This is a genomic window from Gottfriedia sp. ABJ_BB2_2 (assembly GCF_055484705.1).
The window spans coordinates 609,635-625,476 of the sequence record NZ_JBVFKR010000002.1 but is presented as its reverse complement, the minus strand read 5'-3'; the positions used below and the strand labels follow the sequence as shown (position 1 = coordinate 625,476).

The 15,842-nt window shown below is 32.2% G+C and carries 14 protein-coding genes; all 14 read left to right on the top strand.

All coding sequences use genetic code 11. The features are described 5' to 3' along the window. Positions 1 to 10 precede the first annotated feature (10 nt). The 14 genes from ACX6U0_RS08060 to ACX6U0_RS07995 all read left to right on the top strand — a co-directional run bounded on the left by ACX6U0_RS08060 (position 11) and on the right by ACX6U0_RS07995 (position 15,715). Positions 11 to 970: an efflux RND transporter periplasmic adaptor subunit gene (locus tag ACX6U0_RS08060; RefSeq protein WP_464959438.1), complete on the top strand. Its 960-nt coding sequence runs from the start codon at positions 11 to 13 to the stop codon at positions 968 to 970. Continuing rightward, positions 960 to 1,694, top strand: coding sequence for an ABC transporter ATP-binding protein (locus ACX6U0_RS08055; RefSeq protein WP_464959437.1), 735 nt, complete (start codon positions 960 to 962; stop codon positions 1,692 to 1,694). The genes ACX6U0_RS08060 and ACX6U0_RS08055 overlap by 11 nt, the downstream gene beginning before the upstream one ends. Continuing rightward, entirely contained in the window at positions 1,654 to 2,817 is a 1,164-nt protein-coding gene (locus tag ACX6U0_RS08050) for an ABC transporter permease (RefSeq protein ID WP_464959568.1), read from the top strand. Before ACX6U0_RS08055 ends, ACX6U0_RS08050 begins: the two co-directional genes overlap by 41 nt. A gap of 64 nt (positions 2,818 to 2,881) precedes the next feature. Then, entirely contained in the window at positions 2,882 to 3,553 is a 672-nt protein-coding gene (locus tag ACX6U0_RS08045; protein WP_464959436.1) for a response regulator transcription factor, read from the top strand. 7 nt (positions 3,554 to 3,560) lie between these two features. Beyond that, positions 3,561 to 4,787 carry a sensor histidine kinase gene (locus ACX6U0_RS08040; protein ID WP_464959435.1) on the top strand — a complete coding sequence of 409 codons (1,227 nt, stop codon included), beginning with the start codon at positions 3,561 to 3,563 and terminating at the stop codon, positions 4,785 to 4,787. A gap of 254 nt (positions 4,788 to 5,041) precedes the next feature. Beyond that, entirely contained in the window at positions 5,042 to 6,028 is a 987-nt protein-coding gene (locus ACX6U0_RS08035; protein WP_464959434.1) for a sugar-binding protein, read from the top strand. Beyond that, the gene (locus ACX6U0_RS08030; RefSeq protein WP_464959433.1) at positions 6,025 to 7,440 is read left to right on the top strand and encodes a sensor histidine kinase; all 1,416 of its coding nucleotides are present in this window, start codon (positions 6,025 to 6,027) and stop codon (positions 7,438 to 7,440) included. Before ACX6U0_RS08035 ends, ACX6U0_RS08030 begins: the two co-directional genes overlap by 4 nt. 17 nt (positions 7,441 to 7,457) lie before the next feature. Beyond that, positions 7,458 to 9,011 carry a response regulator transcription factor gene (locus ACX6U0_RS08025; protein WP_464959432.1) on the top strand — a complete coding sequence of 518 codons (1,554 nt, stop codon included), beginning with the start codon at positions 7,458 to 7,460 and terminating at the stop codon, positions 9,009 to 9,011. A 507-nt stretch (positions 9,012 to 9,518) separates the two neighbouring features. Further along, on the top strand, positions 9,519 to 10,682 hold the full coding sequence (locus ACX6U0_RS08020; protein WP_464959431.1) for a hypothetical protein: 1,164 nt from the start codon (positions 9,519 to 9,521) through the stop codon (positions 10,680 to 10,682). A 220-nt stretch (positions 10,683 to 10,902) separates the two neighbouring features. Next, a complete protein-coding gene (locus tag ACX6U0_RS08015) occupies positions 10,903 to 11,676 on the top strand; it encodes a hypothetical protein (RefSeq protein ID WP_464959430.1) in 774 nt (257 codons plus the stop codon). A gap of 291 nt (positions 11,677 to 11,967) precedes the next feature. Next, the gene (locus ACX6U0_RS08010; protein ID WP_464959429.1) at positions 11,968 to 12,402 is read left to right on the top strand and encodes a hypothetical protein; all 435 of its coding nucleotides are present in this window, start codon (positions 11,968 to 11,970) and stop codon (positions 12,400 to 12,402) included. Positions 12,403 to 12,606: 204 nt separating this feature from the next. Then, the gene (locus ACX6U0_RS08005; protein ID WP_464959405.1) at positions 12,607 to 12,912 is read left to right on the top strand and encodes a hypothetical protein; all 306 of its coding nucleotides are present in this window, start codon (positions 12,607 to 12,609) and stop codon (positions 12,910 to 12,912) included. 177 nt (positions 12,913 to 13,089) lie between these two features. Continuing rightward, the gene (locus ACX6U0_RS08000) at positions 13,090 to 14,574 is read left to right on the top strand and encodes a UDP-N-acetylmuramoyl-L-alanyl-D-glutamate--2,6-diaminopimelate ligase (RefSeq protein ID WP_464959428.1); all 1,485 of its coding nucleotides are present in this window, start codon (positions 13,090 to 13,092) and stop codon (positions 14,572 to 14,574) included. 181 nt (positions 14,575 to 14,755) lie between these two features. Beyond that, entirely contained in the window at positions 14,756 to 15,715 is a 960-nt protein-coding gene (locus ACX6U0_RS07995) for a hypothetical protein (RefSeq protein WP_464959427.1), read from the top strand. The last annotated feature ends 127 nt before the right edge of the window (positions 15,716 to 15,842 follow it).

Sequence of the window (15,842 nt, the reverse complement as noted above, 5' to 3'; positions counted from 1 at the left end):
GGGAGAAAAAATGAAAAAGTGGATCATAGGAATATTAGTCATTATTATTTGTGCGGGTACAGGCGGGTATTTTTATTTAAAACCAAAGGCACAAGAAACTTCAACAATCACAAGGACACAGGTAGCTCAAAAAGGTACATTAGAAGTAAAAGTAAGTGGATCAGGTTCGATTGCAGCAACGAATAGTGAAGATTTGATGTCAGAAACAAATTCTGAAGTCGATGAAATTCTAGTTTCCAAAAATGAAACAGTAGAAGAAGGAGATGAGCTAGTCAGTTTTACAGATGGTAGCGATTCGATTGAAGCACCATTTTCAGGAACAATCACTTCTATTGCTGTTGAAGAAGGAGATATGGTGAATCAAGGAACAGTTGTCATGCATATTACTGACTATAAAAATTTAGAAACGACAATTGGTGTTGATGAATTAGATATCGCAAAAGTAAAAGTTGGACAAAGTGTAACGGTTGATGTAAGTGCTTTTCCAGATACAACATATAAGGGGAAAGTAAGTGAGGTTTCAAAAGAAGGAGAAGTTTCAAATGGCGTTTCAACTTTTAATGTAAAAGTTAAACTAAATAAATCAAATAATTTAAAAGTGGGCATGACAACAGAATCTGCAGTTTTAGTTCAAAAGAAAGAAAATGTGACATATGTTCCAGTTGAAGCCATTAATACAAGAAATAATGTGAAATACGTGATCGTTAATGATACTTCTTCTGCGAATTCAGAAGATCAAGCAACAACAAGTACAGTTGAAGTTAAGACCGGAATAACAAATGAGAACTACGTTGAAATAGTATCAGGAATTCAAGCTGGTCAACAGGTCGTATTACCACAAATTCAATCATCTAATACTAATAACTTTGGTCCAGGTGGCGGATTTCAAATGGGAGGAAACTTTACTGGACCAAGTGGACAGGGTGGTCAAAGAATGATGATTCGTGGTGGTGATAGTAGTGGAAAGTAATCTAATTCAAATCACAGATATGAACAGATATTATGAATTTGGTGGAGAAACTCTTCAAGTATTAAAGAATGTTTCTATCACCATCAATAAAGGAGATTTTGTAGCAATTGTAGGACCATCGGGGTCAGGAAAATCTACCTTTATGAATATGATTGGTTGCTTGGATCAGCCAGATTCAGGGAGTTATTTGTTTGACGGAGAAGCAATTGAGGAAATGAATGATAGAGAGTTAGCACTTATTCGAAATCAAAAAATTGGATTTATCTTTCAAAACTTTAATCTATTAACAAAGTTAAGTGCGCTAGAAAACGTTGAATTACCTTTAAGTTATAGAGGACTTTCTCAAAAAGATCGAACAAATATGGCAATACAGGTATTAAGAGAAGTTGGATTGGAAGAGAGAATGCATCATCTTCCATCGCAGCTTTCGGGTGGTCAGCAACAAAGGGTGGCAATTGCCAGAGCACTTGCAGGTAGACCAGATATTTTATTAGCAGATGAACCTACTGGAGCATTAGATCAAAAGACAGGTAGAGAAATATTAGATTTAATGAAAAAACTTCATAAAGAGGGACATACGATTATCCTTATTACACATGACGATAAGATAGCGAAAGAAGCTTCTAGGATCGTAAGAATTGAGGACGGATGCCTAAGTGAGGAAGGAGGGATTCCACTTGGGAATGTCACAATTAATCAAAATGGCAGTAAAAAGTATAGTTAGTAATAAACTAAGAGCATTTCTAACAATGCTAGGTATGATAATAGGAGTTTCATCGGTGATTATCCTAGTATCAATCAGCCAAGGATCAAGTAAGCAAATTTCAGATCAAATTGGTGAACTTGGTACAAATTTATTAACTGTTAATTTCTATAATACGGACTCAACCTCATTTAAAGAGAAGGATTTGTCGACACTAAAAGAATTAAATAGTGTAAAAGAAGTAGCGCCAGTTGTATCGGGAAGAGTTACAGTTAAAAATGGAAAGACTTCTTCAGAAGTATCTGTAACAGGTACTACTAGCTCTTATCAGGATGTAAGAAATGTGAAAGTAAGTTCAGGACGTTTTTTTACAGATTTTGATAATGAGGAGCGATTAAAAACTGCTATTTTAGGTTCGGATACGGCGACAACATTATTTGGCCTATCAAATCCAATTGGAGAGTCAGTACAAATAAATGGAACTTCATTTAAAGTAGTAGGAGTACTTGAATCAAGTGGTAGTTCTTTAGGACAAAGTGGTGATGATATTGTATTACTTCCTATTAAAGTAGCACAAAGACTACTTCAAAATACAACTATCAATTCAATTTATGTACAAGCACAAAATGAAAATGTAGTAAACTTTGCAAAAGCTAATATAGAGAGCTCTCTATCGGTGTTATTCGGTGGTAGCCAAGATAATTTCAGCGTAACAAATCAACAAGACGTAATTGATACTGTCAGCTCTGTATCAAATACAATGTCAATCATGTTAGGTGGAATAGCATGTATTTCATTAGTTGTTGGTGGAATTGGAATTATGAATATTATGTTGGTTTCAGTTTCTGAGAGAACAAAAGAAATTGGAATTAGAAAAGCGATTGGTGCACAAAAAATGGATATTTTACTACAATTTCTAATTGAATCCATCGTACTAAGCTCGTTTGGTGGTATGATAGGGGTAGGCTTAGGTGTAAGTTTAGCGAAAATATATTCAATCATTTCAGGAACAGCAATTTCTTTCTCAATTCCTGTCATCATTTTATCATTTACGTTTTCTTTATTAGTTGGGGTGATTTTTGGGGTATTCCCAGCTTACAAAGCTTCTAATATGAGGCCGATTCAAGCATTACGATTTGAGTAAATTAAGAAATGAAGCGTAACCTTTAGGAGCGCTTCTTTTTTAGCATTTTGGAGGAAGAAGATAAATGAAGATATTAGTTGTTGAAGATCATGAGGAAGTTTTAAAATCCATTGTTGAGTTATTATCGGCTGATTTTACTGTCGATTCGGCTTTAGATGGTGATGAAGGATTATTTTTAGCGATGCAAAATATATATGATGTGATTGTATTAGATGTGATGTTACCGTATAAAAATGGATTTGAGATTGTAAAGGATTTGAGAGAACAAGGTATACCCACACCAGTCTTGTTTTTGACTGCAAAGGATTCTCTTGAGGATCGAGTTGAAGGTTTGAATTTAGGTGCAGATGATTATCTTGTTAAGCCATTTCAAGGCCCAGAATTACTTGCTCGAATATACGCTCTTTTAAGAAGAAGTGGAAAGCTTTCAATTGATAGTTCATTAAAGTATGAAGGAATTGTTTTAAAAGGGAAGGAACATCCAGTTGAAGTAAATGGAGAAACGATTCATTTAACAATTAAGCAATTTGAATTATTAGAGTATTTAATTCAAAATCAAGGTAAGATTTTAATGAAGGAGCAAATTTTTGATAGGGTTTGGGGATTTGATTCTGATACAACTGTCGCAATCGTTGAAGTTTATGTACATCAGCTTCGTAAAAAGTTAGAGCCATTCAATTATGGGACTGCTATAAAAACAGTAAGAGGTATTGGATATATTATGAAAGAAGATTAGGTGAAGTATGTTTAAGAAAACAAAAATTCGATTAACCATTATCAATTCAGTTGTATTTAGTCTATTGATTGGAATACTGTCTATTATTATTTTCACATATACAAATACACGCTTGTATAAGGATGTGGATCAATCTTTATTATGGACAATCGAACGTATTCAAAAAAGTGATAATCCAGTTGGATTGCAAATTCCGAATCGAGATCCTAGAATACTAATGATCATGTGGGACGAAAAAAAGCAACGTTCAAATCCGTTGCCAGGTGGAAATGCTATTTTTTTAGAGGATGAACTGAAATATCCTAAAAGAATAAATGAGCTGTACGATGATAAAATCGGAAACATGAACTACCGAACAATTTCAATTCAAGGTGATACTAGGTACGGAAAAGTAACGCTTCAGCTTTTACGAAATATAGAGTCTGAAAAAGAGTTATTAGACACCTTGTTAATTATCTTAATTGTTGGTTGGTTTATCGGTAGTATATTGTCTGTGGTAGCTGGAAACATGCTTGCCGAACGTGCGCTAATTCCTATCAAAAATGCATGGCAAAAGCAGCAAGAATTTGTTTCAGATGCATCGCATGAAATTAGAACACCTTTAACCGTTATTCAATCTAGACTAGAGCTAATATTAAGAAGTCCAAATGCTACTATTGAAGAAAAAGCTCAAGACTTTTCAATCCTATTAAAAGAAAATAGAAGACTATCTAAACTTGTAGCAAGTCTTCTAACTTTAGCTAGATCGGACTCGGGCCAAATTCAGCTGAACAAAAAAATGTTTTCTCTTAATGAATTATTAGAGGAAGTTATTTCTCACTTCTCTGAAATTGTGTCATTACAAGATAAAGAAATTTCATTATTAATAAATAATACTCATTTCTATTATGGTGACCAAGAACGAATACATCAATTACTTGTCATATTAATCGATAATGCATTAAAGTTTACAAAAGAAAATGATTCGATTCAAATTAGCTGTGAACAAATAAGAAATAGTATTGTATTAAAAGTTCAAGACAGTGGCGTTGGGATCAAAGAAGAAAACGTATCAAGGATATTTGACCGATTTTTCCAAGAAGATGAATCACGGACGTCTAAATCTGGTATCGGTTTAGGATTGTCTATAGCAAAGTGGATTGTAGATGAACATAATGGGAAAATCCGAGTGAACAGTAAGAAGGATGAAGGAACAACCTTTGAAATTAGCTTACCGATTCATTCAACTAAATAATGTAATAAAGCGTTATTTCTTAGGAAATATTGTAGAAAAAGAATGAAATCGTCATAATGAGATGTCAAATTCACCTAAAAAAGTACACATGTAGTGTACTTTTTTCATTGTTTTGGAAGACAATCAGGTCTAGTATCACAACTAAATATTTATCATTTATGCTTTTGCAGAGAGAAAAACTAGGAAGCAAAATAATAATATATTGTAAACGTATTCATTAATGAATAAGATAGAAATATAAGGTGGGAGGAAGAATGAAATTCGATAAATGGATTTTAAGTTTTACGATATTACTAATATTGTTCATCTATGTTCTTCTAAGGTATGAAGCTAGCTCAAATCAAATTGAGCGTGCAATAGAGTCTTTGTCTATTAGTGAAGATACGAAGGTGGGGAAAAAGCATTTTATTTTAATTGGTCAAGAATATGACAACCCATATTGGAAAAGTGTTGATAAGGGTGCAAAAGATAGTGCGAAAAAATATGATATAAATATAGAATATGTTGCTCCACTTCGAACGAGTGTTGATGAACAATTAAAACTTTTAGAAAAAGCGGTTGCTTCAAAAGTTGATGGAATCATTGTTCAAAGTTTAGATAATCATAAGTTTACCCCTATTATCAATCAAGCAATTTCGAAAAATATCCCAGTCATTACGATTGATACCGATGCGCCAGATAGTTTAAGAAAATCATATATTGGTACTGACAATTATAAAGCAGGTATTCAATTGGGACAAACAGTTGCTCAAATGACGAATGGAAAAGGAAACATTGGCATTATTATAGGTAGTGAAACATCAGAAAGCCAAAAAATGAGACTGAATGGTTTATTAAATGTGATTGGTCAATATCCGAATCTACATGTGATTGATAGGTCTAGTTCGAATATTTCAAAAATTCAAGCATCACTCCAAGCAGAACGAATGCTACGAAAATATAACAATATCAATATTATGGTTGGAATTAGTGCGTTAGACGCGATTGGGATTTCAAATGCAACAAACAATGTGTTTGATCGCGAAATTCAAATTTATGGATTTGATGGTTTAGAGGAAACGATGAAAGGAATCATTGATCATAAAATAAAAGCTACAATTGTCCAAAAGCCATATGATATGGGGTTTCAAGGTGTAGAATTGCTCTATAAATCAATACAGGGAGAAAAAACTGTTAAAATTAATTATACGCCAACCGAGGTCATTACTAGTGATAATGTCCTTCAGGAGGTAAGGCATTGAAAATACGTACAAAGCTTTTTATATTTATACCAATTATTGTTTTGTTACTAAATCTGGTTTCATTTTTTATCTTTGAAAGCGGAAAAAAAGTGCAAGAAAGCTATAATCTCATGATTGATAAAATTTATATTTATAAACAAATCTCGAATGAAACAGATAAAAATTTACGATTTTTAAGTAGTTATATCATATATCAAGATACAAAAAACTATAAACTATTAATCAAGCATAAGGAAAAGCTGAAACAGTTAAAAAATGAATTAATTAAGCAAAGTGTCAAAAAAAATAATCTACTGAATGTAGAAAACTATTACTATACATTAAATTCATTTTTGGAAGAAGAAGACAGCATTACAAATAGTCTCATTCAAAAAAATTATTCGAATTATGTTGAGCAGTATAGGGAAGTAGAAAAGATTGCCTCATTTATTAAAGAGGATAGTCAAAACCTAGTTGATATTGAATTAAATACATATTATCCAATTTATAATAATGTCGTTAAATATACGAATTCTATGAATAAACTTGGGGTTATGTTATTTATTATCACAACAATTATGAGTATTATTTTTGCGATTTGGTTGTCTAGAAGTATAATTCTGCCGATTAATAAACTCATTTATATGGCTAAACAAATTGGTAAAGGGAATTTCGAGGTTGGTCCATTTACTACATCAACAAAGGATGAAGTAGGTATTCTAGGTGAAATATTTAATGAAATGATGCATAATTTAAAAATTCTAATGTCGAAAAATTTAGAAATGGTTGAAAAAGACCGTCTAGTTAAGGAGCTTGAGTTAAAAGCTCTTCAAAGCCAAATTAATCCTCATTTTTTATTTAATACTTTAAATGTTATTTCTAAATTGGCTTATATAGAGGGAGCAGAACAAACAAGTGATTTAACAATTTCTACTTCTAATTTATTGAGATATAATCTTCGGAAGCTTGATGAAGCTGTAACGATTTCAGATGAAATTCTTAATGCAAAAGAATACTTCTCAATTCAAAAAGCGAGATTTCGAGACCGCGTAAGTTTCGAGATTGATGTTGACGATGAATGTCTAGAGCAATTAATTCCTTGTTTATCAATCCAACCACTACTTGAAAATGCTTTTATTCACGGAATTGAGCACATGGAAAAAGGTGCTGTTATTGGTTTAGAAATAAAAAAGTCTACTGATGTAATCATCATAACCGTTTATGATAACGGAAAGGGAATGACCGAAGAAATAAAAATGAGTTTATTAAATACAACAAATACGATACATGAAAAACGCAAATCTACTGGATTAGGAACAATCAATGTATTTAAACGTTTAGAATTATATTATGGAAAAGAAGATATAGTGGCAATTGAGACCAAAATGAATGAAGGAACTAAAATTATTTTAACGATACCTTGCAGTTCATAACGAAAGGAGGAACCATAATGTATCGATTGTTAATCGCAGATGATGAACCTTTAGAAAGAGAAGGATTAGAGCTTACGATTAAGAAGGGTTTACCTGATTTATTTAAAATTGATCACGCTGAAAATGGACGAGTAGCAATAGAATGTACAGAAAAAAATCATTACGATATTATCTTCATGGATATAAAAATGCCAGGTATTCAAGGGCTTGAAGCAGTGGAAGTCATTCGAAAGAAATTACCTTTAGCTAAAATAATCATTGTATCTGCATATGATTATTTTTCATATGCTAAAGCCGCTATTTCTTTAGGAGTAAAGGATTATATCTTAAAACCGGCAAAACGAGATCATATTATTTCCTTATTAAAAGGATTGATTACAGAAATCGAACATGATCATCAAAAAAGAGTCGAGGAATTACATCACATTGAAATGCTCTCGCACTTTAGACCGTTAACAGAAAATGAATTGTCCTTAATGATTATGCTAAATACGATTCAGGATATAAGCCCAAACGAGATGACTAATTTACTAGACTTCCAGATCGAGTATGGCTTTAGCAAGGTTGTATGTATTGATTCGCATGAACGATTACAAGATATAGATTTAAAAAGAATATATGAATGTGTAAAGCACTATATGAAGTCAGAAAATAACTGTATTGTGAGCCCCATTGTTGAAGGTAAAATCGCTATTTTTGAACCGATTGAATTAAATAGATTACACCTGATTCAAGAAATCGAAATTAAAAATGGCGCAAAAAAATTAAGAGAATATGTTCATAAGCAAACAGGATATTCTATCCGATGTGAAGTTGGCTCCATCCAAAAAGGAATCGATGGTTGGAGAAAATCTTATTTTGAAGCAATGTACTTATTTAATGCTGGTATAAACGAGGCTTCAGAAACCAATCTATCTTCAAAATCTTTAAAGTTTATAAAGATTACAAATGATGAATTACTAGCAATTTGTAGCTCGATTAACATGCTTGATTTTGACTTATCACTTGAACACTTTAGTCGAATTTATGACAGGTTAACACTTGAACTAAATTTAGATACAAAGAAATTGAAGGCAGAATTAATCATTTTATTCAATCATCTGGAACAATTCCTGAAACAGCAAAACTATCACATAACAACATTCGAACTTCCAGATATAGACGAAATAGAACTAATTAAGAAAGTATCTGAACAACAATTGATTAAATTAATCCAAATTATGAGTAAAGAAAAGGAAACAAGGATTAACCATTTTGTCGAACTTGCAAAAGCTTATATATATGAGAATTATCGTGAAGACATCTCGCTCGTACAAATTGCAAACCATGTTAACCTAAATTCGTTCTACTTTAGCAAAATGTTTAAAAAGAAAACCGGTGAAACATTTAGTGATTTTGTTATGAAAGTGCGAATTGAACAAGCGAAGAAGTTAATGCAGGATGACAGATTGAACTTAAAAGAAATTAGTTATGAGGTTGGATATAAGGATCCGAATTATTTTAGTAGGGTGTTTAAGAAGTATGCGAATGAATCACCGAAGCAATACCGGAATAAGTTGATTAATAGGTAAATAGAGACGACTCAGGATTGGGTCGTTTTTTTTGTGTATATGTAGTTGGGTAGAAGATTGATGGAGGACGAGTAATTGAAAAATATATTTTAAGAAATCTATCAAATATTGTGAAATTTATCACTTAAACTAAATGGCAGTATAGTTTAAGTGAAAATATTCACAAATTGGTGCATATTTTAATATTGCAAAACCTAAATCCCTCCGTGTTTTTTACAAATAAACAAATAATAAGGAAGGGAAGTAATAAACACTATACTCCCATTTAATAATAATGATTTATGTATGTAAACATAATTACAATTAAGGTATGTGATTGTTGTTGCCAAATTCAGGAGTCGGTAATTATCGACTCTTTTTTAGTACTTGGTTTTTAGCTGTATTGGATTGAAGATAAAATAGTAAATTTTCCCTTGTTAAGTTGTAGTGAATTGGTGTTAAGATTATGAAATAATGATGGTTTATTTACTATAACTTTTTCGAATTTGAAGATAGGTGTGGGCAGCAATGTTAAGACTAGTTAAATCGGAAATAAATATTAATTCACTACTTTTTTATGAAGGTGGAATTGCAAAACCAAATAAAAGTAAGAAGTATCAATCGCAATTTTTTATCGATCAAACTAGATTTATTTATGGAGATCTAATACTAACATATCCAAAAGTTAATAAAACTCGTTTTGTTAATTTAGAATATGTATACCAAGCCCAAGATGGAATCATCTTGGATAAAAAGAATTTAAAAATTGAGTTAAAAGAAGGAACAAGCACCTTTACTTTAACTTTTCGAAATGGATTAGACAAATTTCATCAATGGAACCTTGGTGAATATAAAGTTAACATATTTTTAGATGGAAAAAAAATTGCAGTAGAATCATTTTTAATAGTAGAATCTAAAGATAATTTTTTAGACAAAGTAAAAGCTGATTCAATACTTTTATTTCAATCCAGTTTTATAAATTTAACTGAAAGAGAAAAAAGGGAGTATAAAACACAATTCCCGCAATTAGAGACAGGAAGAATTGCTTGTGAAATCGATTTATCTTACAAAACATTAGAAATGGATAGACGTGTCATTATTGAGCAGGTTATCTATTACTCTGATGGTGAATTATTAGCAAGAGAATATTATGAAGAAAAATTATTAAAGGGCTCAAATTCTTCAAAATCTGAAATGAAGTGGGGATATGGAAAAAAAGGACAGTGGCTATGTGGAAAATATAGAATGGAAATTTTACTTAATGGTAAAATTTTAGGGGCAAAAGAGTTCGAAGTAATAAACAAGGATGTATTGGTTCTTCCAACGCTTACTTTTGATTCAATTCACTTTTATAATTCTGAATATAATGGTGTAGATAAAAAGAATCGCGTCTATAAAAGGAAATTTACAAGGGAAACTGCTTCTTATATATTTTGGGAAATAAGACTTTCTATGACAACAATTCCAGAAAGAAGAAGGATAAAAGTAGAATTTGTCTATCTTAGACCAGATAAATCAGAACTAGCTAACGAGAGAACCTTTTTCTATTTAGAAAGAGGATGGTGCGATGCCTGGTATAGTCATGGATGGGGCTATAGTGATCTGGGAAATTGGCAAAAGGGATTGTATACAGTAAAAATTAAAATAGATGGCAAAAATTTTTGTGATGGACAATTTGAAATAGTTGATTAAAAGGTTTTTATTTTTAATATAACTTGATTGAACTCTTTCAGATATTACATAGTAATCGAAGTATACGGATTTTAGATACGACTAACTAATTGGCGCGATAGTTCAACAAGAACACGAGTCGCTAATGCGACTTTTTTAATTGAAGTAAAGGGCAGTATTGTTGAATTGAAATTTTAATATTAAGTTAATGAACCAACTTGTCCAATTTTCATAAAATAAAATGTATGTAAATTTTAAAAGAGAGGTGCAAAAATTGACACTAAATATAATTGGACAAGGACCAACTGGACCAACTGGAGCAACAGGTCCAAGAGGTCGAAGAGGTGAAGAGGGTGAAAGAGCAAAGAGAGGTCGAAGGGGCGAAGAAGGAGAAAGGGGGAAAAGAGGAGCGGTAGGAGCAACTGGAGTGACAGGTGCCACAGGATCAGCAGGAGCAGTTGGAGCAACAGGGGCAACGGGAATAACAGGTGCTACAGGAGCAACAGGACCAACAGGAGAAGTTGAAGGATGTCTTTGTGACTGCTGTGTTTTTCCTATGCAAAATGTTTTACAACAACTTGTCGGTGAAACTGTGCTTATCGCTACAATAGCAGACCAACCAAATTCACCTCCTATCATATTTTTATTTACTATTACTTCAGTAAATGATTTTTTAGTTACTGCTACAGATGGTGCTACAACCTATGTAGTTAGTATTGCTGATGTAATAGGAGTTGGATTTTCGCCACTAAGACCTATTCCCAACTTGTTACCACCAGTCGATTCTGGGTGTGAATGTGACTGTCGTGAGAGACCGATTAGACAATTACTAGATACACTTATCGGTTCTACAGTAAATATCTTAGTTAGAAATGGCTCTACAGCCACAGATTTTAACGTAGAGGAAACAGGACTTGGTATATTGATCGGTACTTTATTTCTTAATCCAACTGATCCAACATCTCAATTTAGGTTTGCAATTTCAACGTGTCAAATTACAGCAGTGAATATATAAGCCATCCACCTATTTCTCCTTAGTTGTTCTCACGATTTTTTGTTCCGAATAGTGTCTCTCACTTCACGTGAGGAAAATGGTAGATCGACTTGCTTTACAGTAGACATCACGACTAAATCAATTCTTACAATAGAAGGTTTAATATAATTTCCTATACAACTAACGGATGCGTTAGTAGAACATTATGAGTAGCCAAGGGTTGCTCATTTTTTATTGTTTAAAAAGGATAATTCATCTTTACTATTTAATATCTATAAATTAGAACTTATTTTCTAGGGAGTGTTCAGGATTATGGTCGTAGTTGAAAGGAAAAAAAGTGTTAATAAAGGGATTTTACTTTTGTTAGTTATAGTTGCTATTATTTTAGCTGCGAGTTTTCCAACAATTCAAAATGCATATAGCAAAAATAGCATTCAAAAGACAAAGGAAGAGAATACTGTTACCAAGATTCTAACTAAAGATGAAATTTACAAAATTGAACGTCATCAACGAGAACTAGCCGCAAAATATCAAGAGAAAAACGAATGGTTGCATAAAGAAATTACAAAAGCAGCAAGCATGGTGTTGAATAACTATGATTTCATGTATCAACATCCTGAGTACGATTCAGTTAAGATTACATTTCCAGTAACTAAATACAAAGTCGATGGAAAAACAATTGAATTTATGTCAGGTGAAGGGAAAATAACTCAAGTGCATTCAGAAAGTGGTTGGGAAGATAAATAGAATTAATATTCCTTATGCAACTAACGGATGTTAGTTCAATAGCATGAGTTGCCACTGGCAGCTCTTTCTTTTTGTATTAACTGGCAGATTAGTTCAATAAGAATAACTTGAAAAACTATGTAAAAAGGTAAAAATTTCCTAAATTACAAAACTTACTCAGTTGATATAATTAAGTGAACGTTATAAAAAAGTTAGGGGATAAAAATGAAACAAACAATAACTACCAGAGAATTCATTAAAGAACAAGACTTTAACATAGCAATTAATCTAACATTGATAATTTCAATTTTATTGATATACACAGGAGTAGTAGAAAAAGGGTTTAAATTTCTAGTAATTGGTTTTTTTATTCTTTTAGCCTGTTTATTAATAGTTAAATTAATAAATAAATTGTTCTTAAAAATAAATTTATTCAAAGAAGTATTAGAGGAAAAAAGCAAAAATAAATATGTAAAATTAATAGAATGGTCTTTTCGTATATTGTTGCTTATTATAATTTGGGAAAGCTAATTTAGCTGTTTGATTTGTTCATATTTAACTAATTGGCGCGTTAGTTGAAAATCGCGAAAGGCTGTTTCGACAGTCTTTTTATTATGCTAATTGGCAGGATAGTTGAACAAGGATTTGGAATAAAATGTTAAAATAAATATAAAATTCAGCAAATTTATTTTGAGTGGGGGAACTAAATTGAAGCTTAATGATATTGCAGACCTTTTTATGGTTAAGCGTACAGTAGGTAATATGGATGTTGAAATAACAGGCTTACAAATGGATTCTAGAAAAATCGAAAATGGAAATCTATTTATTTGTGTTCCTGGTATTGAGGGATTTCTTGAGGATAGACATTCATTTGCCAAAGACGCAGTTAAAAAAGGTGCAGTTGCATTAATAGTCGAGCGTGATGTAGATATTGATGTTCCAAAAATATTTGTTAAGGATGCTAGACGAGCAATGGCTATAATCGCTTCACATATGTACGGTTATCCTTCGCACGAGATGAAATTAGTAGGAATAACAGGGACGAATGGAAAAACAACAACATCTTTTATCATCGAAAAGATATTTGCTGACTTTGGAGTGAAAACAGGTTTGATGGGTAATAACGGTGTGAAAATAAATGGAATGATGCTTCCAACAGATATCAACACTCAAGAACCTCCTGCACTTCAACAAAATCTTCGGAAAATGAGAGATCATGATACGGAACTTTGCGTAATGGAAGTTTCATCACAAGGACTAGACATGAAAAGAGTGTTAGGTTGTAACTTCAGGACAGCTGTTTTTACCAATCTAACACAAGACCATTTAGATTATCATGGTACATTTGAGGAATATAAAAATACTAAAAGTCTCTTATTTTCAAGATTAGGTAACACTTTTAACCCTGGTGATAGTAAGTATGTCGTGTTAAATGCAGACGATCCTGTTGTTGAAGATTTGCGAAGGGTGACTTCAGCTGAAGTAATTACTTATGGAATAAATGAAGAATCAGATGTTTCTGCTAAAAATATCCGCATGACTTCAAAAGGTATTCATTTTATACTTTCATCATTTAAAGGGGAGATTGAAATTGAACTTCATTTGGTTGGTCGCTTCAATGTATACAACGTCCTAGCTGGTATAACAGTTGCATTAATTGAAGGTATTCCACTAGATGATATTAAAAAGAGTTTATCAACATTAACAAATGTTGGCGGAAGGATGGAAATCGTTGATGAAAAACAGGAATTTCTCGTTTTAGTCGACTACGCCCATACACCAGATGCTTTAGATAATGTACTGAAATCAATTAAGGAATTTTCAAATGGAAAAATAATTACTGTATTTGGTTGTGGAGGAGATCGAGACAAGGGAAAAAGGCCAATTATGGGAGAAATAGCTAGCCTTTATAGTGATATTGTATTGATTACATCCGATAACCCTCGAACTGAAGATCCAAATATAATCTTAGATGAAATTGAAAAAGGGATTAAGAAAACGGATTTACTACATGTAGAATCAATAGTTGACCGAAAAGAAGCTATCAATAAAGCGATAAAAATGGCTTCTCGAAACGATGTTGTCATTATTGCAGGAAAAGGCCATGAGACTTATCAAATTCTGAAAGACAAAACCATACCATTCGACGATATAGAAGTTGCAAAATTGGCTATTTCCGAAAATAGAATTTGATTTTACTTATTAAACTAACGGATGCGTTAGTTGAACAATACCAGCTGCATATTATGTAGCTTTTTTTTATTTCTTACGTAAAGTTAGTAATACTTTTAAAAATATAACTCTAGAAAGGACTAGCTTGCAATGTTTGAATCATTTACACTATGAAATAGTGAATCAACTAGGGGGAAACAGCATGAAACATTTTGTTGCAATATTATTGCTACTATTAGTGGTTTTTACTTTAAGCGGATGTGAAAGTGAAAGCGAAAAAGAAGTAGATAAACTTGTTAATAGTTATATAAAAAAAGAATATAGAGTTAACAGTACTATCGTTGAATCAGAAGACGTAAACGAAGGGAATATGGGAGACCGTACCTTTATTATGAAAAGCAAAGAAAAGATACCTGTTACTTTTAGAGTTTATTTAGAAGGCATGTTTCATTCGAAAGTTGTGGGAGATGACTATCAAAAACAGAAAAAAGCAGCGATTTCAGGTGGGAAATTTTGGGAGAAGAACAAAAAGGAATTACAATCTCTAGGATTTTCATATGTAAAGTATTCAAACGTGGATAATTCACTTCACGCAACTGTGTTCTACAATCACGAAGTGAACTTGTTTGATCCTAAAACAGTTAAAGAGTTGTCACATTTTTTCAAATTGTTTATGGACACAGAACCAACTCCATCTTTGTTATCATTTAAGTCAAAGTCAATTGATGCGCCAATTGGAATTACCGATTATAGTGGATTAGACGATGAAGAAACATTGAAAAATAATTTTCTAGAAAATAATATTTACTTTGCCAATCTGTCTTTATTCAAACGGGATTATAAAGGATTTGATGCAATGCGTAAGGGCATCGAAAAAAGAGGGTATAAACTCGAGTTTGGGATGACAGGGGGATATGACGGTGACAAATCGTTCTATTGTTACAAAGAATATTATCACAACCATGAGTGTACTGGCGGATACACCGTTTCATTAATAGGAGGAAAACCGGAAAAGGAGAGTCTGTTCGAATTAGTTCAGTTTATAAAATCGCAAAGTATCAAAGTTCGAAATGTTTCCTTCCACGACCATGGTATCTACATGGAAGACCTATCTACCATTAACAAGCCTGAAGACATTGAAATTATCGATTATGGAGAATAAAAAGTCATCTTACTTTTATTTATTTTATTCTTATTAAACTAACTGGCGCGTTAGTTGAACAGCGAGAGCAGCCAATGGCTGTTCTTTTTTTATTTAAGTATTTGGCAGTATAGTTATTTACAACCGA